The organism is Hyphomonas sp. (assembly GCF_965284475.1).
Taxonomy (GTDB): domain Bacteria; phylum Pseudomonadota; class Alphaproteobacteria; order Caulobacterales; family Hyphomonadaceae; genus Hyphomonas.
This window is the reverse complement of the sequence record NZ_OZ260087.1, coordinates 3,297,106-3,317,330: the sequence shown is the minus strand read 5'-3', so window position 1 is coordinate 3,317,330 and position 20,225 is coordinate 3,297,106. Positions and strand designations below refer to the sequence as shown.

Sequence of the window (20,225 nt, the reverse complement as noted above, 5' to 3'; positions counted from 1 at the left end):
CGTTTCCGCGGCGACAAGTCAGAACATCTATGTCAATTTGCAATGCTACGGTCTGACGCCATCAAAACGATTTCATTCTGATATACAAAGGCCAGCTTATCACGCGCCAAAGCTTCGACGAAATCTGGGTCAACCGATCCCGGGGTCAGCCTTCGGATATCCGTCCGCAAGCGGGAAATGTCCGCCTCCAGTTGGTCAAGAACGGCTTTGCGGTCTTCCAGTTCCAACTGCGCGTCAGACCAACGGCCAAGTCCCTTCTCCCCCGCAAACGCGTGATAGGCGAAGTAAAGCACAAGCAGACTGAGCCCGAGGGCTTCGAGGCGGGATACCATGGTGCAAATCTGTAGTGGCGATTGGTTAACCGCCCGTTTGCGCTATTCGGCGTTGATACGCGACCGGCCAGCGTAGATTCCGATCGGTCCGAGTTCTTCCTCGATGCGAATCAGCTGGTTGTACTTTGCGATCCGGTCGGAGCGGGAGAGCGACCCGGTTTTGATCTGCCCACAATTCGTGGCGACCGCCAGATCCGCAATTGTCGAATCCTCGGTTTCGCCTGACCGGTGAGACATGACGGCCGTATAGGCATGGAGATGGGCAAGTTCGACAGCATCGAGCGTCTCAGACAGGGTGCCGATCTGGTTGACCTTGATCAAGATGGAGTTGGCCGCACCTTTCTGGAGTCCAGTGGAGAGACGTTCCGGATTTGTGACGAAGAGATCGTCGCCGACCAGCTGGATGCGGTCGCCGATCATTTCGGTCAGGGCAACCCAGCCATCCCAGTCGTCTTCAGCCATGCCGTCTTCTATGGAGAGGATCGGGTAGCGTCCGCAAAGGTCAGAGAGATATTTGGCAAACTCTTCGGAGCCGAGAACCTTGCTTTCGCCGGCGAGGTTGTACTTGCCGTCCTTGTAGAATTCAGTGGACGCGGCATCGAGCGCCAGGGCGATGTCTTCGCCCGGGGCATAGCCCGCCTTCTCGATGGCTTTCATGATGAAGCCGATTGCTTCGTCAGTGGAGCCGATATTCGGCGCGAAGCCCCCCTCATCACCAACATTGGTGTTATGACCGGCGTCGCTAAGCGTCTTTTTCAGTGCATGAAAGACTTCGGCGCCCATACGCACTGAATCAGCAAGGCTTTCCGCGCTGACCGGCATGATCATGAATTCCTGAATGTCGATCGGGTTGTCGGCGTGTGCGCCGCCATTGATGATATTCATCATCGGCGTCGGCAGGACGCGCGCATTGGCGCCGCCAATGTAGCGGTAAAGGGGCATGGCAGCGCTTTCGGCAGCCGCTTTTGCAACAGCGAGAGACACGCCCAGAATGGCATTGGCGCCAAGGCGTGACTTGTTTTCCGTCCCGTCCAGATCGATCATCATCATGTCGATCAGGCGCTGGTCGGAAGCATCCAGGCCTTCAAGTTCGTTGGCAATTTCGCCGTTCACGGCGTCGACAGCCTTGAGGACACCTTTGCCGCCGTACCGCGATTTGTCGCCGTCACGCTGTTCATGGGCTTCATAAGCGCCCGTCGATGCGCCGGATGGCACAGCCGCGCGGCCCATGGAACCGTCTTCGAGGGTTACGTCCACTTCCACGGTCGGGTTACCCCGGCTGTCGAGAATTTCGCGTGCGTGAATATCGATGATCTCGCTCATGGCCAGCTTGTGCCCCTCATTAAGTTTTCAGCGTCAGATGTGAAAAGCGCCCCCTGCCGTATGGCGGGAGGCGCTGGAAGCCATAGTCTTGTGCGTGCAAATGCGCAACCTGACTAGATGTCGTCCTTGGGCTCAAGAACCTGGCGGCCGCGGTACATGCCGGTCTTCAGGTCGATGTGATGTGGTCGACGAAGCTCGCCGGACTGGGCGTCTTCGATATAAGTGTTGGAATCAAGCCGATCATGCGAGCGGCGCATGCCGCGACGGGACTTGGAGATCTTACTCTTTGGAACTGCCATGACAGGTATCCGGATTAAAGCGCATTTCAGCGTGTGAATTGGAACGGGCCTATTACAGACGCCCAACAGGCTTTGCAAGGTCTGAACATCACCAAGTCCGCGAATTATGCATTCCCCTGCCCTATTCGACAGAGGCACCCTGTTTGGCTTTCTCGGCCTGCTCCATCAGGCGTAGCATGTTCCCGCTCCAAAATTGCTGGATCTCGGCCTCTGTATACCCTTCAGCGAGCAGGCGTTCTGTCACTTTAGGCAGGAAAGACACGTCTTCCATTCCCTTGACGCCGCCACCGCCATCCCAGTCGGCGCCCATACCAACATGGTCGGGGCCGACCACCTCAAGAGCATGCAACAGATGTTCGATGAATTTTTCGAATGTCGACTGCGGCGCAGGATAGGCAGCGTCAACCTCCTCCATGCGCGCGAAATACCGCTCGCGGGTCTCGTCATCCGCCGTCAACGGTGAGATACCGTCAAACTCCGTCTGGAGCGCATCCAGCGCAGCTTGCCGCTGCGCTGTAGGCTCAAGTGGTTCTAGATAGCCGCCATAAGCGTTGATCTGGATGACGCCTCCGTCGTCTGCAATCTTGCGCATCAGGGCATCATCGATGTTTCGCGGATGGTCATAGACGTCTTTGACACCAGTATGAGACAGGATGAGCGGCGTTGTCGACAGAGCGATCATGTCGTCGACCGTCGAATCAGCAGCGTGGGAACCATCAAGGATCATGCCGAGCCTGTTCGCCTCCTTGACGAGGTCTTCGCCGAGCGGGCTTAGGCCACCATAGTCATTTGCGGAAAGGTCTGTCGCGCTATCGGCAAACTGGCTGTCCCGGAAATGAACCGGCCCGATCATGCGCAAACCCCGGTCATAGAAGGTCTCAACCAGCGCAAGATCGGTACCGATGGGATATGCGTTTTCCATGGATTGATAGACGACTCGCTTGCCGGACGCTGCGATACGGGCTGCGTCGGCGCTTGTGTAGGCCAGCTCAAACGAATCTGGATTGGCAGAAACCATTGCCTGTACTTCATCGCTGCGGGTGAGTGCTGCCTGCTTTGCGGCCTCATAGGAATCCGCGTCCAGCGGCCCTTGCGGCGTGAAGATGACCCAGAAGCCGCCATCCAGGCCGCCACGCTGCATTTTCGGAAGATCAACCTGAACGCTGCCGAGCACGCTCGGATTGTCAGCCCGGATGTCAAAATCGGGCTTTGAAAAGTTTGCAGGCGTGTCGAGATGGGTATCCATCACCAGAAGACGTTCATGAAGCTCGGAAGCTGTCTCCGGAGCCGTGGTCGGAGCCATTTCAGGCTCAACAGCCTTGGGCGAGCACGCCGCCGCTGCCAGAACCAGTACGCTTGTCAGTGCAATTCTCAATTTGTCGCCCTCGCCATTGAATTCGTTCTGGCGACCTTATCGCGCAAAGCGAGCCGCGCAAGAAAATGGCCGCCCCTAAGGGCGGCCAAGGTAAAGCAAGAAGGACGTCGGCACTTTGTCCCGGCAAAAAGCCTTAAAACGCGGCACCGACAGAATGCTTATAACTGGTCCTACCTGAACCGATCCGTGCCCCATTGTTATGTTCTGTTCACCTGAGAGGCGAGTCTGCGCAAGCGTCTAATCGGCGGCGTTCGGACGTGTGAATATCGCTTCCAGACTTCTTAGGTTCATGCCGTTCTTCAGATAGTTTGCTGGCGTGAGATTGACCGCTTTGATCACTCCCCGTTCAATGCGTGTCCCCTGTCCGCTTTCGTCCGGCACCATATCGAAATCAATGATGTTGATACAGCCAGTATCCTGCTCGAAACCGGCGCTTGCCCCAAGCGGCGCCCCGACAACAGATGCCAGCACCATTCGGTTCACAACTTCATGAGCCACCACCAGCGCAGTGGCCCAGCCAGGACGCAATAACAAATCACTCAGGCCGCTTTGAATTCGTGCCAGGGCGTCAGAAAACTTTTCACCGCCCTCAAGAAAGCTGGCTCCGGGTTCACCAGCCTGTTCGAACATGAATGTCATTGTGGCAGCCAGATGGGCAGCTGAATGGAAGTCGATGTATTGACCTGAACGCACCTCTTCGAGACGGCATTCTTCTTCAAGAGCGGGCGCATCAGGGTGCTCGGCAAGAACGATTTCTGCGGTTTGCCGCGTGCGAGCCAGACCGGAACAGATCGCCAGATCGAAGTGCACCTCCGATAGTGCGATACCGGCAGCGCGGGCCTCATCCTCCCCTTGCGGTGTCAGCACCGCAATTGACGGATCCCGCGCCTTGCGGACCGCTTCAGATGTGTAGTCCACGAAGCCGTGGCGCATCAGGTAGATCCGCCGCCGGCCTGTGGTGCCAGGCAGTGCGCTCATTAGCGGCTGACTTGCCAGTCGCGCAGGATCTCATCGGTATGTTCGCCGACACCCGCAGGTCGACGCTGGATCTCAGGCGGGGTTTCGGAAAAACGCGGCGCCGGGGCGGGCTGGATAACGCCTTCCACTTCGACAAACGTCTTTCGTTCAGCATTGTGCGGGTGGCCTGGCGCTTCAGCCATCGAAAGGACAGGTGCGAAACAGATATCGGTTCCCTCCATGACAGCGCACCATTCATCCCGCGTCTTCGTCTTGAACAGAGCAGTCAGCTTGGCTTTCAGAGAGCCCCATTTCGACCGATCCATCTGGGAGTTGAATTCAGGGTCCGTGATGCCCGTCTTTTCCAGAAGCAGGGCATAAAATTGCGGTTCAATTGAGCCGATCGACACCCATTTCCCGTCGCTGCATTCATACGTATCGTAGAAATGCGCACCGCCATCCAGCAGGTTGGATTCCCTGTCATCGGTCCATATGCCCATGGCCTTCATGCCAAAGAACATGGTGGCAAGCGATGCGGCCCCATCTGTCATGGCTACGTCGATAACCTGGCCCTTGCCACCATTCTTCACGTTGATGATCCCGGCCAACAGGCCCATCGCAAGATAAAGCGCGCCGCCGCCATAGTCTCCAACCAGGTTGAGCGGCGGGCTTGGGCGCTCTCCCTTACGACCCATCGCATGGAGGGCGCCCGTCAGGGCGATGTAGTTGAGGTCGTGACCTGCGGCCTGTGACAGCGAACCAAACTGGCCCCAACCCGTCATGCGACCGTAGACGAGCTTTGGATTGCGCGCGAGGACAGCATCGGGACCGAGCCCGTTACGCTCCATCACACCGGGACGGAAGCCCTCGATCAAGCCATCCGCTTTCTCGATCAGCTTCATCGCGGTTTCGACATCGGCAGGATCTTTCAGGTTCAGGCTGATCGAACGACGTCCGCGGCTCATGACATCAGCGGCCCGGCCCGGCTTGCCGTTTCCCGGCCGGTCGATGCGGATGACATCCGCGCCCATGTCGGAGAGCAACATCCCGCAGAACGGCCCGGGACCTATTCCTGCAAATTCGACAATTTTGACTCCGTCAAGTGGACCACTCGCCATCACATTCTCCCTGATTACATTGGCCACCTGGCCTGATTAGCGGAACCTTAAGAGCGAACCGGGCAAAAGAAAGGGGTGTCCCAACGTCGACTGAAGTCACGACGAGAGAAATTCATGTCTGATACATCCTACATGGACCCACCAATCGAAATTGCCGCAACGGGCACGCGGCTGAAGATTATCGCTGCGCGGTTGCGTACCGGGGGAATGCGTCCTTACGAGGCCACAGATGTAATCGATTTTCGCTCAACTGATCCGCTGCTTGTCGACATAGCGAGTGTTGGGGTGGAAGCGCTTGAAAGCTGCCGGGACGCCTGTATGACCGGGCTTTCGCGTCCCCTTATTATTCTTGATGTCGCAAACTCAGGATTGAACCTGTCCGACGCCATCACAGTTCGCCGAGACCGGGATATACCCCTGATCAAAGGGCGTCTGAACGCAATGGCGAGACGCGCTGCTCGAGCGCTCGAAGTAAAAATTCGCGCTGAAACGGCCAGCGATTTCGGAGCTGAGACCATTGCGCTTGGCCGGCAAACCCCAGCCTTAATATTTTTAGGTCAGAGTTCTCCCCTGTTCCTATCACTGCAGGCAGCTCTGACAGCGCGCGGCATATCTCTCACCTCCGCGCTGACCCGGACAGCAACCCGCGAATACCTCACCGATCGTCGGTTTACAGCCGCACTTCTGGACATGACCCCAACAGACCGCGACTCCAGGATCCTGGATCAGTTCGCTCCCGGTGATTGGCTGAATGGCTTGCCTGTCGTGGCATTGATAGATGGCCATGCGCACCAGCCTGGCGACGTTCGCTCCATTCTTTCGCAATGCGACGATATTATTGAATGCCAGGATAGCGAGCCTGCGTTTGTTGATCGGATCGTAGACTTGAGCGAAAAGTATCTGGTGGCGATCCCCCTGCAACCATCTGCAGCCACACCGGCAGGCGCGATCGATCGGATAACAGGCCTTTTCTCTCGCCGTTTCCTCGAAGTGCATCTGGAACGGCAGATCGCTATCGCGGACACGCGATCGGAATCCTTGTCGGTCATGACCCTTAAGCTTATTGGCGACCAGCGCGCTGACACAGACGCGTTGGCATCACTCGCGCGATGCGCGCAGGACCTGATGCGGGAAACTGATTGTGCAGCGGTTGTGGAACCTGGAACGATTGCCGTTTCACTTCCGCTGACGACGTATCGTGGCGGCGTTCAGCTTGCCAAGCGCATTGCGACAACCATTGCGGAAGAAGATCGGCTCGCCGAGCTTGTCCTGAACTGGCGTGTCGTTGAAAAGCGCGCTTTCCATACGGCACAGACATTCCTGGAGGCGGGGTTGACCGGCCCGTTCATGCGCCTGGAAGCCGCTTAGACAGTCACCAGACCAGATACGGATTCCAGTTCCTTAAGGAATGCCTTGACGGTGACAAGCCGACGTTCCGGCTCACCACCGAGGCCTGAATGCACAAGCTTCGAATCCGGACGAAGCTTCAAGACATTCGGACGTGTCCGCACAAGCTCCATCAATCGGGCTGGATCCATCACTGTGTCCTGGCGGAATGCGAAGACGGCGCCTTTTGCACCGGAATCGAGCTTGGAAATTCCCAATGCCTTGCACTGCACCTTGATTGCGGTGACCTCAAGGAGCTGCCGCGTCGCTTCCGGCAAAGGCCCAAACCGGTCGATAAGCTCGGCAGCGAACGATTCCCTGTCTGGCGCCGTACTGATCTCGGCCAGGCGACGATAGAGGGACAGTCGAATTGTCAGGTCCTCGACATAGTCTTCCGGGATGAGGACAGCCACGCCGAGATTGATCTGAGGGGACCAGTCGTCAACCACGTCATCCTCTCCACGCGCGCCTGCCTGTAATGCCTTTACGGCGTCCTCCAGCATGGACTGATACAGTTCGACCCCGACTTCCCGCACCTGTCCCGATTGCTGATCGCCCAGCAGGTTGCCTGAGCCGCGCATATCGAGGTCATGACTGGCAAGCTGGAAGCCAGCCCCCAGGCTATCAAGGGATTGCAGGACTTTCAGGCGCTTCTCAGCCATTTCTGTTACGACCCGGTCGCGTGGTGTCGTGAAATAGGCGTAGGCTCGCAACTTCGAGCGGCCGACACGACCTCTGAGCTGGTACAATTGAGCCAGGCCGAACATGTCGGCGCGGTGAATAATGAGTGTGTTGGCGCGTGGAATGTCCAGGCCGCTTTCCACGATCGTTGTCGACAGGAGCACATCATACTTTCCATCATAGAAAGCGGTCATGATGTCTTCCAGTTCCCCCGCCGCCATCTGGCCATGCGCGACGATGAAGGAAACTTCCGGCACCTGTGTCGACAGGAAGTTTTCCAGTTTATCCAGATCCTGGATGCGCGGCGCAACGAAGAAGGCCTGACCGCCGCGATATTTCTCGCGCAACAGCGCCTCTCTCAAAGTGACTGTGTCTTCTTCGGTGATGTAAGTGCGAACCGACAGCCGGTCGACAGGCGGCGTCGCGATGATCGACAGATCGCGAATTCCCGTGAGCGCCATTTGCAATGTACGCGGGATCGGTGTGGCCGAGAGCGTCAGCACGTGCACATCCGCCTTTAGCTCTTTCAAACGTTCCTTGTGCTTCACGCCAAAACGCTGCTCTTCATCGACAATCAGAAGGCCAAGGCGCTTGAAGTCGATTCTCTTGGCGAGCAAGGCATGTGTGCCGATAACGACGTCGACACTGCCGTCGGTCAGGCCATCACGGGTTTCGACTGCTTCACGCTGTCCGACCAGCCGGGACAATTGGCGGACTTTCAGCGGCCAGCCGGCAAAACGCTCCGAGAATGTCTTGTAGTGCTGCCGCGCGAGCAGCGTGGTCGGAGCGATAACGGCAACCTGCTTGCCACTCATCGCCGCCATGAATGCAGCGCGTAAGGCAACTTCGGTTTTTCCGAAACCCACATCGCCGCACACGAGGCGGTCCATCGGCCTGCCTGACGCAAGATCACCGAGGACGTCTTCGATTGCATTCAGCTGGTCGTCGGTTTCCTCGTAGGGGAAACGCGCCGCAAATTCCTCATACATCCCCTGCCCGGCAGCAAGCGCGTCTGCGCGCTTCAAGGCACGCTCGGCCGCGATCGCCATCAGCTCTGCAGCCATCTCCAGGATGCGCTTCTTGGCCTTGGCCTTGCGCGTCTGCCAACCTGCCCCACCCAGCCGGTCCAGCTGGCTTTCAGATTCCTCTGAGCCATAGCGGCTGATCAGGTCGATGTTTTCGACCGGTAGGAAAATCATGTCGCCACCGGCATACTCCAACTGGAGGCAGTCGTGTGGCGCACCGGTCAGGTCCAGTGTTTTCAGACCGATGTAGCGGCCAACGCCATGGTCGACATGGACGACAAGATCATCTGGTGACAGTGCGGATGCGTCAGTGATGAAGCTGGCTGACTTGCGACGGCGTCGCGGTGCTGCGAGGCGATCGCCCAATATGTCGGCCTCGGATATGACGGCGAGGTCGGTGGTGACGAATCCGGCTTCGAGCGGGACTTCGACGATCGTGAAATCGGTTTTGCGAACGGCTTCAAGCGAGTGAACCTGGACCAGGTTGGGAAGGCCGTGATCGGCCATGACATTGCTCAAGCGGTCGGCAGACCCGGCGGACCAGGCCGCGAACGCTACTGGCCTGCCCGATGCATAGAGCGCTTTGGCATGCGCAATTGCCGCTTCGAAGATATTTTCGTCGGACCGCAGCCGCTCTGGTGCGAAATTCCTCCCCAAACGCGCGCCCATATCGAACGCTCCACCTGTTGCTTCTGCCGGATTGAAGCGGACAACCGCTCGGGTCGAGAGATACTGGTCGAGTTCATTCGATTCGAGGTAAAGCGATGACGGGGCAAGAACACGCGCAACGTTGGCATCTCCACCGGCTGCGTCGAGGCGGGCATTGAAGTAATCCAGCGCCTGAGTGAGGCGTTCAGCCGCAGATTCCGGCGATAGGTGTCCAAACCCTATGAGCGCATCGTCACCGATATAATCGAACAGGGTTTCGAGGTGATCGTGAAAAAGGGCCAGCCAGGATTCAACACCCTGTCGCCGGATCGATGCGCGCGCGGATTCGTACATCTGATCACCCGACGGAGGTCCGAACGTCGCAAGGTAGCGTTCGCGGAAACCACTAAGGATCGTGTCGTCAAACAGTATTTCGCTGACAGGCGCAAAGGCGACAGATTTCGCATCGCCCGTTGATCGCTGGCTCTCTGTGTCGAACGTGCGCAACGTCTCGAGCGTGTCGCCGAAGAAATCCAGGCGATAGGGCTCGCCGGCCGTGGGCGGGAATATGTCGATAATGCCACCGCGAATGGCGAACTCGCCCTGTTCCCGCACTGTGCTGGCGCGAACATAGCCGTTGACCGAGAGGTACCCGGTCAGATCCTTCTGGCTGACCGTCTGGCCAATGGAGACCGAGAATGATGCGCGACGCAAAGTCGATACTGGCGGTACACGCTGGACCAGCGAAGTCGCAGTCGTGATTACCAGAAGCGCCCCTTGGGAGCGATCATAGCGCGCGAGACGCGCCAGCCCTGCGCAGCGGCGAGCTGCAACACTGGGTGTCGGGCTGACCCGGTCATAGGGAAGCGTGTCCCATCCCGGCAGATCAACGCTGTCGAGACGCGGTGATATGAACTGGGCGAGGCGTCGTGCCGTCGTCGCACTCTTGTCGTCACGCGCAATGTAGAGGCCGACCCCGCCGCGCGCCTCAAGACCACGGCAAAACGCAATGAGATCAGCACCAAAAGGCGCACCAGAAAAGCTGGCCGGGCCGCTCAAGGATTTGAGAAGGTCGACGGGAGTCATCGCGATACAGCCAGATTGGTTTCAGGACGCGGCTGACTCGTTCAACCGCCCTGCGCGGGGTAGCGGAAAGCGACAAGCTGGTCCAGCACGGGACCCTTGTGATTGGCAGGTACGTCCGCCTGCCCGATCAGCCATGCGTAAACTTCCCAATCGGGGACCGACAATATCCGCTCAAACTCATCCAGCTCGGCGTCATTGAACTCAGCGAGATATTTGTCAGCGAAAGATCCCATGTACAGGTCCATTTCGCGAAATCCGCGTCGCCAGGCTCGAAACGTCAATTTGCGGCGCCGCGTTTCCATCATAATCTCCGAAATTGTTTGTCTATCGCAGATATAGGCTTCAGGGACGAAGCGTAAACCACGCATTGTGCGCCTTGATGCGCACGCTTAGAGTCACTCCATGCGGGACGAGCGACTTTTTCCAATGTTTGCCGGGCTGGATACGCTCACGGGTGTTGGGCCCAAGATGAAGCCCCTGCTTGAGCGGCTCGTCGATGGTGAAACAATATGGGACTTGTTGCTCCACCTGCCTGAACGCTGGGTCGACCGCAGGGTCCGAGCGAGCTTTGACCAGGTTGCTTTCGGAGAAGTCGCCACCGTCCAGGGCGAAGTTCACGCTTATCAAGCGCCTTATTCTGACAAGGCACCCCACCGCATCCAATTGTTTGACGGGACCGGATTCCTCACACTCGCCTTCTTCCGGGCCGACGGCCGGTGGCTGCAGGGCCAGTTCCCGATTGGCTCGGTTCGGATCGTCTCGGGTCGCGTGGAGGACTTCAAGGGTGAGCGCCAGATGACTCATCCTGATTACATTGTGGATCCAGCCAAGGGAGACCATCCCCCAGAGGTCGAACCCATTTACGGTCTCACCGCAGGTCTCACCAACAAAAGAGTACACAGCCTCGCCGTTCAGGCGCTGAGCAGTGTACCAGATGGCTTGCCCGAATGGGGCGATGCGCATCTGATTATGCAAAAAGGGTGGGTAGGGTTCAAGGATGCCTTGATCGGACTGCATAATCCCCCAGTCTATGACGAGACGGCGTTCGACCTGGGACGAGAGCGGCTCGCCTATGACGAGGCCCTGGCCCGCGAGTCGGCGTTTGCCCTTGCCCGGGCCAGTCGCAAGCGCCGGAATGCGCCACCCATACCCCAAGCTCAAGTTGCCCAATCGCGTCTGGCGCGCAGCCTTCCCTATCGACAGACTGGAGCACAGGTTCGGGCCGTCGCCGAGGTTAGCGAAGACATGGCGCGCCAGTCCCCTATGCGCCGGATGCTGCAGGGCGATGTAGGGTCAGGCAAGACACTTGTCGGTGCAATGGCCGCCGTCCAGGCTGCGGCCGGTGGCTTCCAGTCCGCATTTATGGCGCCGACCGAGGTGTTGGCCCGCCAACAGTTCGAAACCTTGGACAAGCTGCTTTCACCTCAAGGCTATGTCGTAGCTTCGCTGACCGGACGAGACAAAGGCGCGATACGGGAAGGCACACTTCTCGGGCTCGCAGACGGGTCGATCCATATTGTTGCCGGAACGCACGCCCTGTTTCAGGAATCGGTCAGCTTTCGGAATCTCGGCCTCATCATCGTGGATGAGCAGCATCGCTTTGGTGTGCAGGATCGCATGCGGCTGGTGAGCAAGGCCACGTCGCCGCACATGCTGGTGATGAGTGCAACGCCGATACCGAGAACGCTGGCCCAGGCGGTGCATGGTGATCTGGACGTCACGATTCTGGATGAAAAACCGCAGGGCCGAAAGCCGATCGAGACGAGGGCCGTGCCCGATACGAGGATAGACGAAGTCGTCGACGCCGTTGGCCGCGCGGTTCGGCGTGGCGAGCAGGCCTTCTGGGTGTGTCCCAAGGTCGATGTCGATGATGACGATTCCACGGCGGTTGGCCGCCATGCGGTCTTGGGAGAGCAGCTGGGTGTTCCGGTTGGCCTGGTACATGGGCGATTGAAGCCGACCGAAAAGGACGCCGCTCTCGAGAGCTTCCGATCAGGCCGAACAAAAATACTTGTAGCGACCACCGTTATCGAGGTCGGCGTTGATGTGCCCGAAGCGACGATCATGGTCATCGAGCGTGCGGAAGGCTTTGGCCTGGCCCAGTTGCACCAGTTGCGAGGCCGGGTCGGGCGTGGTGACAAGCCTTCATTCTGCCTTTTGCTGTATCGCCCCCCCTTGGGAGACATGGCGCGCGAACGCCTCGAAACACTGCGGCGAACCGACGACGGATTCGAGATCGCGGAGGCGGACTTCAAGTTGCGCGGCCCGGGCGACATGCTCGGGTTACGTCAGGCGGGCGCAACCGACTATCGCGTGATAGACCTGTCACGTCATGCCGACTTGCTGGCGATCGCCAAGAAGGACGCTATGGCCGTGATTGAAACAGATCCCGATCTTGCCGGTCCACGCGGGCAGGCCCTTCGGCTCGTCCGCGAGCTACTGACGCCGCGCGTTCCAATGGGCCGTGCTGGCTAGCCTTATTTGCCGGATTGAGATGTCTGCGTCTTGGAGGACTTTGGCTCAGGCCTGGGCGGTGGAGGAAATTCGGGAACAACAAGGCCGGCAGACAGAATCATTTTTGCGCCTTCTTCAACGGTCATGCTGAGACGGATTACCTCGCGGGCGTCCAGGTACATCAGGAATCCCGATGTCGGATTTGGCGTTGTCGGGACAAAAATGCCGAGGAAATCCTGTCCCAAAGCGGCCCCGATCTCTCCCCTGGCAGAGGATGATACGAATCCGAGGCACCATGTTCCCGCTTTCGGATATTCTACGAGGACCACTTCGCTGAACTGATCCGTGTTGTCCTTGGCAAAGACTTCCACCAATTGCTTGAAAGCCGAATAGAGGGACCGAACGATCGGAACCTGGCCCAGGATGCGATCGCCAACAGAGATGACTGAGCGCCCTATCAGGTTGGTTGCAATCGCGCCCAGAATGGTCAGGAAAACCACGAGAACGATCAGTCCAAATCCTGGAACTGCATATTTGAGATATGTTTCGGGATTCAGCGCGGCCGGAATGAGCGGTACGACGCGCTTGTCGATTTCACCAATAAGGAACTGAAGAATCAGGAACGTCACCGCAATGGGTGCGGCAATGACCATGCCGGCAAAAAAGCGTCCTCTGAGCCACGCAAACAGGCTTTGAGGATGTGGCTTTTCAGGCGACAAAGGGCCGCCATCGTGGTCATTCCGTCGAGCCATAAGGCCCCTCCCGATTTATGGCTCAAGGTTACTCTGCGTAAGACCTTGGCCTGCCTCTTGTTCCGCGCGATTGTGTCAAAGATGGGAAGCACAGATCAGATTGAAAGAGCTTTGGAAAGCTGGGCACAGCGCGATTTTGGCGAAAGTGCCCGTATTGCAGCCTTGAAACGATTATCCGGCGGCGCCAGCCAGGAAACATGGGCCTTTGAAGTCGCGCAAGGCGGGACCAATCATCGCCTGATCCTGCGCCGTGTACCGGGAGGTGAATCTGTAGCCCGGTCTTCCGAAGCCGTGACCCTGGCGACAGAAGCAGCTTTGCTAGGTTGCGCCCAGCGTGCCGGTGTGCCTGTTCCCGGCGTGCTGGGCGTTTTCGCGCCAGGTAGCAACCTTGGCGAGGCGTTCGTTATGAATCGCATCGAAGGGGAAACCATCGGCCGGAAAGTCCTTCGTGACGAAGCCTATCAGTCGGCGCGGCCTTTGCTCGCAGCACAATGTGGTAAAGCGCTGGCGGGAATTCATGCGGTCGACTTGGCTGCCTTGCCTGATTTGCCACATAGCAATGGCGCAGACCAGATACGGAAATACGAAGACATATACCGGGGGTTTGACCTGCCTCGGCCGGTGTTTGAACTGGCGTTTTCCTGGCTGAAGGCGAATGAACCCACACCCCAAGCGCCTGTACTGGTGCATGGCGATTTTCGACTGGGCAACCTGATTGTCGACCCGCATGGACTGGCTTCGGTTCTCGATTGGGAACTCGCGCATATCGGTGATCCGCGCGAAGACATCGCCTGGATTTGCGTGAATTCCTGGCGGTTTGGCCAGATTGAAAACCGCGTCGGCGGGTTTGGAAAACTCGAGGAGCTGTTGGACGCATATGCCAAAGCTGGTGGCGCGCGCTTCGAAGCGCGAGAGATCGACTGGTGGGAAATGTTGGGCAGCCTGAAATGGGGCATCATGTGCATGATCATGTATGAAGCTTTCCGGTCTGGTGGTGACCCGAGCGTCGAGCGCGCCGCCATTGGCAGGCGTGTTTCGGAAACAGAGATCGACTTGCTGAACCTGCTCGAAAAGGCGCTTTAATATGCATGACGCCCCCTCTCCTTCCGAATTGATTGCCTCGGTCAAAAGATTCATAGATGAGGCGGCAGCGCCACAGCTGACCGGTCATGCCGCCTTCCATGCGCGCGTTGCATCAAACGTGCTTGCGACATTGCTGCGCGAGCTTGAACAACGCCCAACCGCTGAACACGGCGAGGCTGAACGCCTGCGCAAAATTCTAAGCGCAACAGCAGATGCAACTGTCGGGGAAATGAACCGCGACCTTTGTGAACGCATTCGTGATGGGCGTATGGATGCCGCAACACCCGGATTGTTCCAACATCTCAAAACGACCACAATTGACCAGTTGTCTATCGATCAACCTAACTATTCCGGGCTTGAGGCCGCGCGCTCCAGGCTCGGCTGAAAAGCATGCGACAAGCGAGGGGCCTCAATGAAACGCGTGTTGCTCGGCTTAGGCATCCTGTTCGTCTTGGCGGTTGGATTGGGGCCTTGGGCCTATAGGACACTTTTTCTATCGGGCGACCTGTTAGCTCTGCCCGCATTCGACTATCGCACCAATGATAGCTGGGCGACATTGCCCGCCGAGAGCCCTGCCCCAGTTTGGCAAGGCGGCTGGGCTGTCGATGTCATTCTCATAGCGCCAGATACCGGTCTGGCCCCGCGCTCAGAATCCGAGCTTGCCTCACACAAAATGCGTGCTGCTGCGCAGGCAGAACGCATGGCTGAATCCTTGGCGGCAGTGGGTCCGGTTTATGCGCCACTTTTCCGAAAAGATTCAGAGCAAGCCGACCTGGCCGCCGCATTCCAGCAGTATATTGACAATTATAACCGCGGACGAGCTTTCGTCATCGCGACAGATCACCCCTTGCCAGCTGAGGCATTTGCAAGCCTGAGAGCCGATGACACACTGCGTGCACGGTTCGGTGGATTTCTTAGACTTGCCCGAGAAATTGGTTCGGGCGATCCCTTCGGCGCAATCGACGCTTCGGCTGAATTGAAAGACTACTGCCCGGACCAGTATGCAAAACTGTCTGATTGCCAGCCAGTCGTCCTGATTGGCCGTCAGGATGGTATGATGATCGTTGCCCAGGATGCACCGATCGGTGGCGACGGGCTTACGGGCCTGACGTCATGGCTGGAGGCTAATGTTGCCAAGACCGCCGAACCGCTCGGCTCACTCGAAGAAGTCGAGATCATCGAGATTCGACGGCCCGGAGATACGGATGAAAGCCGCGCTGCTGAAGATGACTAGGATCAGTCTTTTTGCTGGGCGTCAGGCGCAGCGCGCACAAAAGCGTCGAGGTGAGAGCAGGCTGCATCGACTTCGAGCAGCCTGGGGAAGGTTGACAGGTCCATATTAAATCGCTGCGCATTGGAAATTTGTGGCACGAGACATATCTCGGCGATGGTCGGCGCATCGCCGAACAGGAAACGTTTCCTTGGCAAGTTTATCGCCATAGCCTCCAACGCCAAGAAACCACGGCGTATCCAGTCGTGATACCAGTGAGTCACAGCGGCATCGTCCGCATCAAAATCATTTCGCAAGGCGGCCAGTACCGACAGATTGTTAAGCGGGTGGATATCACAGGCAATCGTATCTGCGAAGGAACGCACCTGTAGCCGTGCCAATGGATCAGACGGCAGGAGTGCGGGCCCTTCAAAACACTCATCAATCCATTCAATGATCGCCATGGATTGGCCGACAACGCGATCACCCACCTCGATAGACGGCACACGCATCTGTGGATTGATTGCGCGATACGCGTCTTGCAATTGTTCGTCTTTTCCCGGCGCGATGTTGACCGGAATGCTTTCATATTCCGCACCCTTCAGGTTCAGTGCGATGCGAACACGGTAAGCGGCTGACGAACGCCAATAGTCATAAAGCTTCAGCATTCGTATCTCCGGCCGGTCATGCAAGGGATTCAAGGTCAAGGACCGCGAGAATCTGCTCGCGGGCAACTCGGCACTCGTCGGCAAATTTGGGATCGGCAAGATCCGATGGCGCAAGGCGATCGCGATAGGTTGCCCGAACGACGTCCTGAAGCTCGTCTATCGCCTTGTCATCCAACAGGACGCCTTGATGGCATGCGTCTATCTCTGTTTCTGACATGACGACGCGCAGACGCAGGCAAGCTGGCCCTCCTCCGTTTCGCATGGACTGACGGACGTCAACATACTCGACCCTCCCAATCGGACCGTTGCCCGACACCATGTTCTCACAAAAAGATCGGGTCGATTCCATTTCTTGGGTCTCGGTCGGCGCCACCAATACGAGGCGGTCTTCGCCGGGCATTTTGAGAAGTTGGGAATTGAAGAGGTAAGACCGAATGGCGTCTTCTATCGGGACGTCTGCACTCTGTACCATCACAGCCTTCAGCTCGAACAGTCCGTGTGCAGCTTTTCGAATTGCGCTCAGAACGCCGTCCGTATCCTCAAACGCCAACTCGTGGAAGAAAAGCGTATCCAGTGCGCCAACGCAGACAACGTCGTTATGAAAGGCGCCCGCATTAATCGCAGCGACTGACTGGCGCGCCAAGACTGACCGCTGAGCATCGAGGCCATGACTTCGTACAATTGATTCACTTGCCAAACGGCTCTGCCGGGCAGGAAACCCGGTTGTGCTCTCGCCTGCCAGGCGTCCGAATACAAAGAGCTCTACGCCGGCCTCGCCGTGCGCGGCGCATAAGCGGACGTGATTTGCCGCGCCTTCGTCGGCGAAATCAGGGTGCATCGGCAGAGCCGAGTGCACAGCGAAGCAATCCTCGTTGTCGAACAAGGAAATGAGGGTCGCCGTCGTGTCCGGGTGTTCAATGCTGCGATGAAGCATAGTGGACAGGTTGGCTGTGGTCAGGTGCAGCCGGCCATCACCTGTATCGGCAGATGGCGACACTGTCGCAGCATTCGCTGTCCACATGTTGCTGGCCGAATATGCAGTCTTCAGAAGATGAGGCGCCAATCGCGCAGCAGACTCGATGATCTGCACATCGCTGCCCGTAAAGCCCGCCGAAACCAGGAAATCAAAGTTCGGACGCGGCAAAGGAGGTAGAACGCCTTGAATGAGGCCGGCCCCAACCATCTTTCGCATCTTTTCGAGACCCTGAAGGGCTGCTTCCCGAGGATTCGAAACTGCGCCGGCATGGGTTGCGCTGGCCAGGTTGCCATCCGACAATCCGCCATAATTGTGCGACGGTCCGATCAATCCATCAAAGTTGACTTCAAAAGCAGTCATTTCGGAAATCCCTGAGCGCCCATGCGTTCTGCCTTGTCGGCAACCTGGCTCGCCTGCGGCCATGCACAATAGTCCGCTGCATAGTATGCGCCTGGCCGGAAATTACCTGACAGTCCCGGGCCACCAAACGGCATGGACCCGCTGGCGCCTGCGGTGGGCCGGTTGCGATTGAGGATGCCAGCCCGCATTTCCCGGTGCGCCTTGACCCACAAGGCGTCATCGTCACTCACCAGGCCACCCGACAGGCCATAGCGTGTTGCATTCGCCCGATCGAGCGCGTCGTCGAATGTCTTGACCCTGACAATCTGCATGAGCGGCCCAAACAATTCTTCGTCGGGCACATGATGCGCTTGCGTTACATCAATCACGCCCGCCGTCACAAAGCCTCCGCCTCGGTCCATGCGTTTCAGGCGTCGCAAGGACTTCCCTCCAGCCTTCGACAACATCATCTGGAAATCTGTTGCCGCCTGAGCTGCGTGCTCAGACACCAGCGGTCCCATAAAGGAACCCTCTTCGTCCCACGAGCCGATCTTCAGGCCCTTGGCACGAGCAATGATAGCCTCGACGACGGCGTCACCAAAACGTCCTTCGGGTAGTATGATCCGCCGGGCGCACGAGCAACGCTGCCCTGTTGTCAGAAAACTGGACTGCGCAGCGATGTCGGCCGCCGCCTCGACATCAGCAGGATCCCATATGATCAAGGGATTGTTGCCGCCCATTTCAAGCGCAAGGATCACATCGGGGCGTCCTGCAAAATGCTTGTGAAAGAACACCCCAGTATTGGCTGATCCCGTGAACAGGAGGCCGTTGATTTCAGCATTGAGGAGCGCTCCTCCAGTATCACGGGCTCCATGGACGATGTTGAGACAGCCGTCTGGAAGACCGGCGGCTTGAAAAGCTTCAGCCATAAGCGCCGCGACACCGGGTGCAAGTTCAGATGGTTTGAATACACATGTGTTGCCAGCGAGAAGTGCCGGGACGATATGGCCGTTGGGCAAGTGACCTGGAAAGTTGAAAGGCCCAAACACAGCCATGACGCCGTGAGCACGATGTGTGAGGTGTGATGAACCGAAAGCCGATTGCTCAAACTTCGAACCCGCCCGCTCATTCTGCGCCGCGATGGAGACCGCGACCTTGGCTTTCATTGTTGCAGCTTCAGCCCGTGTCTCCCAGAGCACTTTGCCCATGTCGCGACTGATCGTCTTTGCAATCGCTTCTGTGCGCTTGCCAATCTCTTCGGCATACCGTTCAAGGATTGCCGTCCGGTCGCTCTGTGGCAGCCGGGACCAGCTATCAAAAGCTTTGCGCGCTGAAGCGACAGCGCCTTCGACCTGATTTGCATCAGCAGCGTTGCCATCCCAAACAATTTCACCTGATGCAGGGCATTTATTGGTCAAACGCGGACCGTGACCTTCCGTCCATCTTCCATCACTATATAGGCCAGACGTCATTACCTGCTCCGTAGCCAGATCCGCGCTTTTGCGCCTGGTTTCAATTGAAGGGATTCTATGATCGCTGGCGACATGGTTGCGACATCATCTGCATCGAGTTTCATTGTTGCGAGCGACACGCGAAAGTCAGGCAGCGAATTGCTGGAAACAATTCCCTGTCGAGACGCCTGATCGCTCTCAACATCACCTGGGGACACTGTAACCAGTCGGCTTTCCTGAATGGTACGTATATGCCGCCGCTGCGCAGCGACGAGCGGCCCACCGTCAAATATGTCGACGGTACGATCGAACTGGAAACCTTCCCACTGAAGCAACTTGTAGGCTCCGACACCTTCCGAATGGCACCGGCCGATCACTTCGCGCGCTTCGGGCGGGAGCAAATCGACATAGATTGGATATTTCGGCATCAGATCGAGAATAAACTGATTGTCAGTCGTCGCTGAAAGGCGATCGGCCTCGGTAAAGTCCATGCGGAAGAAGTGACGTCCAAGACATTCCCAGAAGGGCGACCGGCCTGTGTCGTCCACGACCCCCCGCAACTCCGCAAGAACATTCTCACTAAACCTCTCCGGCGCTGCAGCCATTAGCAGATAGCGCGACTGAGCCGCGAGTCGTCCCGCACCGCCACCGCGATGACCGGGCTTGAGGAACAGGGTGCCGACCTCTGTATACCCGACATATTCATTGGTCAGAATAAGCGCATCCATATCAAAACGCTTGTTGCCAGCCGCCTGGCTGGCCTGGGCCAGGGTAATGACTCGATAGTTGAAAAACGGCTGGTCGATACCCGTTCCCGCTTTGACGGCCGAACACCCGACCACTTCTCCTGTACTCACATCCTCCATCATCAGAAGATACTTGCCGTATTCCAGGCGCTTCTGCATGCCCTTGAAGGCCCGTTCCGACTTTTCGAGGCGTTCGTGCAGGATGTGCTCGTCTACCGGCAGGCTGGTGAAACCAGGGCCGGACTGGCGCGCAAGATCCATAAGTGCGTCGAAATCATCGATTCGGGATGGACGCATGACATAGGCCCTGGACATG

18 protein-coding genes are annotated in these 20,225 nt (G+C 57.8%); 5 read left to right on the top strand and 13 right to left on the bottom strand.

The features are described 5' to 3' along the window. Positions 1-32: 32 nt before the first annotated feature. The 6 genes from ACQ66M_RS16070 to ACQ66M_RS16045 all read right to left on the bottom strand — a co-directional run bounded on the left by ACQ66M_RS16070 (position 33) and on the right by ACQ66M_RS16045 (position 5,404). A complete protein-coding gene (locus ACQ66M_RS16070) occupies positions 33-332 on the bottom strand; it encodes an FtsB family cell division protein (RefSeq protein WP_350172205.1) in 300 nt (99 codons plus the stop codon). A gap of 42 nt (positions 333-374) precedes the next feature. Then, positions 375-1,655, bottom strand: coding sequence for a phosphopyruvate hydratase (eno, locus tag ACQ66M_RS16065; protein ID WP_350172203.1), 1,281 nt, complete (start codon positions 1,653-1,655; stop codon positions 375-377). 113 nt (positions 1,656-1,768) lie between these two features. Further along, positions 1,769-1,954, bottom strand: coding sequence for a 50S ribosomal protein L32 (gene rpmF, locus ACQ66M_RS16060; protein ID WP_045697375.1), 186 nt, complete (start codon positions 1,952-1,954; stop codon positions 1,769-1,771). A gap of 121 nt (positions 1,955-2,075) precedes the next feature. Beyond that, a complete protein-coding gene (locus ACQ66M_RS16055; protein WP_430405007.1) occupies positions 2,076-3,329 on the bottom strand; it encodes a dipeptidase in 1,254 nt (417 codons plus the stop codon). A gap of 237 nt (positions 3,330-3,566) precedes the next feature. Beyond that, positions 3,567-4,307, bottom strand: a complete 741-nt coding sequence (locus ACQ66M_RS16050) for a histidine phosphatase family protein (RefSeq protein WP_430405005.1) — start codon at positions 4,305-4,307, stop codon at positions 3,567-3,569. Then, entirely contained in the window at positions 4,307-5,404 is a 1,098-nt protein-coding gene (locus tag ACQ66M_RS16045) for a CaiB/BaiF CoA transferase family protein (RefSeq protein WP_350172197.1), read from the bottom strand. The genes ACQ66M_RS16050 and ACQ66M_RS16045 overlap by 1 nt, the downstream gene beginning before the upstream one ends. Before the next feature lie 318 nt (positions 5,405-5,722). Between ACQ66M_RS16045 and ACQ66M_RS16040 the strand changes: the two genes are divergently transcribed. After that, positions 5,723-6,772 carry a hypothetical protein gene (locus ACQ66M_RS16040; RefSeq protein ID WP_430405004.1) on the top strand — a complete coding sequence of 350 codons (1,050 nt, stop codon included), beginning with the start codon at positions 5,723-5,725 and terminating at the stop codon, positions 6,770-6,772. Here the strand turns inward: ACQ66M_RS16040 and mfd are convergent. Together mfd and ACQ66M_RS16030 are read right to left on the bottom strand one after the other, a co-directional pair. After that, positions 6,769-10,230, bottom strand: coding sequence for a transcription-repair coupling factor (mfd, locus tag ACQ66M_RS16035; protein ID WP_430405002.1), 3,462 nt, complete (start codon positions 10,228-10,230; stop codon positions 6,769-6,771). The genes ACQ66M_RS16040 and mfd overlap by 4 nt on opposite strands. A 41-nt stretch (positions 10,231-10,271) precedes the next feature. Continuing rightward, positions 10,272-10,532 (bottom strand): succinate dehydrogenase assembly factor 2, encoded by a 261-nt coding sequence (locus tag ACQ66M_RS16030; protein WP_350172581.1) that lies wholly within the window; start codon positions 10,530-10,532, stop codon positions 10,272-10,274. Positions 10,533-10,632: 100 nt separating this feature from the next. Between ACQ66M_RS16030 and recG the strand changes: the two genes are divergently transcribed. Next, positions 10,633-12,705 (top strand): ATP-dependent DNA helicase RecG, encoded by a 2,073-nt coding sequence (gene recG / locus ACQ66M_RS16025; protein WP_430405000.1) that lies wholly within the window; start codon positions 10,633-10,635, stop codon positions 12,703-12,705. Positions 12,706-12,707: 2 nt separating this feature from the next. Here the strand turns inward: recG and ACQ66M_RS16020 are convergent, their stop codons facing one another. Continuing rightward, a complete protein-coding gene (locus tag ACQ66M_RS16020) occupies positions 12,708-13,436 on the bottom strand; it encodes a DUF502 domain-containing protein (protein ID WP_350172189.1) in 729 nt (242 codons plus the stop codon). A gap of 81 nt (positions 13,437-13,517) precedes the next feature. On the opposite strand from ACQ66M_RS16020, the gene ACQ66M_RS16015 reads away from it, so the two are divergent. From ACQ66M_RS16015 to ACQ66M_RS16005, 3 genes are read left to right on the top strand one after another with little or no spacing between them, the layout of a single operon-like run. Next, positions 13,518-14,519, top strand: a complete 1,002-nt coding sequence (locus ACQ66M_RS16015) for a phosphotransferase family protein (protein WP_430404998.1) — start codon at positions 13,518-13,520, stop codon at positions 14,517-14,519. A gap of 1 nt (position 14,520) precedes the next feature. Beyond that, on the top strand, positions 14,521-14,904 hold the full coding sequence (locus tag ACQ66M_RS16010) for a DUF6285 domain-containing protein (protein ID WP_350172185.1): 384 nt from the start codon (positions 14,521-14,523) through the stop codon (positions 14,902-14,904). A gap of 27 nt (positions 14,905-14,931) precedes the next feature. Then, positions 14,932-15,753, top strand: coding sequence for a hypothetical protein (locus tag ACQ66M_RS16005; protein ID WP_350172183.1), 822 nt, complete (start codon positions 14,932-14,934; stop codon positions 15,751-15,753). A 2-nt stretch (positions 15,754-15,755) separates the two neighbouring features. Here ACQ66M_RS16005 and maiA read toward each other — a convergent pair whose 3' ends face one another. The 4 genes from maiA to ACQ66M_RS15985 are packed head-to-tail and all read right to left on the bottom strand — an operon-like array spanning position 15,756 to position 20,224. After that, positions 15,756-16,394 carry a maleylacetoacetate isomerase gene (maiA, locus tag ACQ66M_RS16000; RefSeq protein WP_350172579.1) on the bottom strand — a complete coding sequence of 213 codons (639 nt, stop codon included), beginning with the start codon at positions 16,392-16,394 and terminating at the stop codon, positions 15,756-15,758. A gap of 19 nt (positions 16,395-16,413) precedes the next feature. After that, positions 16,414-17,733, bottom strand: coding sequence for an N-succinylarginine dihydrolase (locus ACQ66M_RS15995; protein ID WP_430404996.1), 1,320 nt, complete (start codon positions 17,731-17,733; stop codon positions 16,414-16,416). Then, entirely contained in the window at positions 17,730-19,184 is a 1,455-nt protein-coding gene (gene astD / locus ACQ66M_RS15990) for a succinylglutamate-semialdehyde dehydrogenase (protein WP_350172181.1), read from the bottom strand. The genes ACQ66M_RS15995 and astD overlap by 4 nt, the downstream gene beginning before the upstream one ends. Then, positions 19,184-20,224, bottom strand: a complete 1,041-nt coding sequence (locus ACQ66M_RS15985) for an arginine N-succinyltransferase (protein WP_430404994.1) — start codon at positions 20,222-20,224, stop codon at positions 19,184-19,186. Before ACQ66M_RS15985 ends, astD begins: the two co-directional genes overlap by 1 nt. Between the last annotated feature and the right edge of the window lies 1 nt (position 20,225).

What these genes read in the sequence shown, in the direction of transcription:
- ACQ66M_RS16020 (WP_350172189.1), bottom strand. Translation starts at nt 13,436, where the DNA reads ATGGCTCGACGGAATGACCACGATGGCGGCCCTTTGTCGCCTGAAAAG.
- rpmF (WP_045697375.1), bottom strand. Translation starts at nt 1,954, where the DNA reads ATGGCAGTTCCAAAGAGTAAGATCTCCAAGTCCCGTCGCGGCATGCGC.
- ACQ66M_RS16040 (WP_430405004.1), top strand. Translation starts at nt 5,723, where the DNA reads ATGACCGGGCTTTCGCGTCCCCTTATTATTCTTGATGTCGCAAACTCA.
- astD (WP_350172181.1), bottom strand. Translation starts at nt 19,184, where the DNA reads ATGACGTCTGGCCTATATAGTGATGGAAGATGGACGGAAGGTCACGGT.
- ACQ66M_RS16010 (WP_350172185.1), top strand. Translation starts at nt 14,521, where the DNA reads ATGCATGACGCCCCCTCTCCTTCCGAATTGATTGCCTCGGTCAAAAGA.
- eno (WP_350172203.1), bottom strand. Translation starts at nt 1,655, where the DNA reads ATGAGCGAGATCATCGATATTCACGCACGCGAAATTCTCGACAGCCGG.
- ACQ66M_RS16005 (WP_350172183.1), top strand. Translation starts at nt 14,932, where the DNA reads ATGAAACGCGTGTTGCTCGGCTTAGGCATCCTGTTCGTCTTGGCGGTT.
- recG (WP_430405000.1), top strand. Translation starts at nt 10,633, where the DNA reads ATGCGGGACGAGCGACTTTTTCCAATGTTTGCCGGGCTGGATACGCTC.
- ACQ66M_RS16045 (WP_350172197.1), bottom strand. Translation starts at nt 5,404, where the DNA reads ATGGCGAGTGGTCCACTTGACGGAGTCAAAATTGTCGAATTTGCAGGA.
- ACQ66M_RS16050 (WP_430405005.1), bottom strand. Translation starts at nt 4,307, where the DNA reads ATGAGCGCACTGCCTGGCACCACAGGCCGGCGGCGGATCTACCTGATG.
- ACQ66M_RS16030 (WP_350172581.1), bottom strand. Translation starts at nt 10,532, where the DNA reads ATGGAAACGCGGCGCCGCAAATTGACGTTTCGAGCCTGGCGACGCGGA.
- ACQ66M_RS16070 (WP_350172205.1), bottom strand. Translation starts at nt 332, where the DNA reads ATGGTATCCCGCCTCGAAGCCCTCGGGCTCAGTCTGCTTGTGCTTTAC.
- ACQ66M_RS15995 (WP_430404996.1), bottom strand. Translation starts at nt 17,733, where the DNA reads ATGACTGCTTTTGAAGTCAACTTTGATGGATTGATCGGACCGTCGCAC.
- ACQ66M_RS16015 (WP_430404998.1), top strand. Translation starts at nt 13,518, where the DNA reads ATGGGAAGCACAGATCAGATTGAAAGAGCTTTGGAAAGCTGGGCACAG.
- mfd (WP_430405002.1), bottom strand. Translation starts at nt 10,230, where the DNA reads ATGACTCCCGTCGACCTTCTCAAATCCTTGAGCGGCCCGGCCAGCTTT.
- ACQ66M_RS15985 (WP_430404994.1), bottom strand. Translation starts at nt 20,224, where the DNA reads ATGTCCAGGGCCTATGTCATGCGTCCATCCCGAATCGATGATTTCGAC.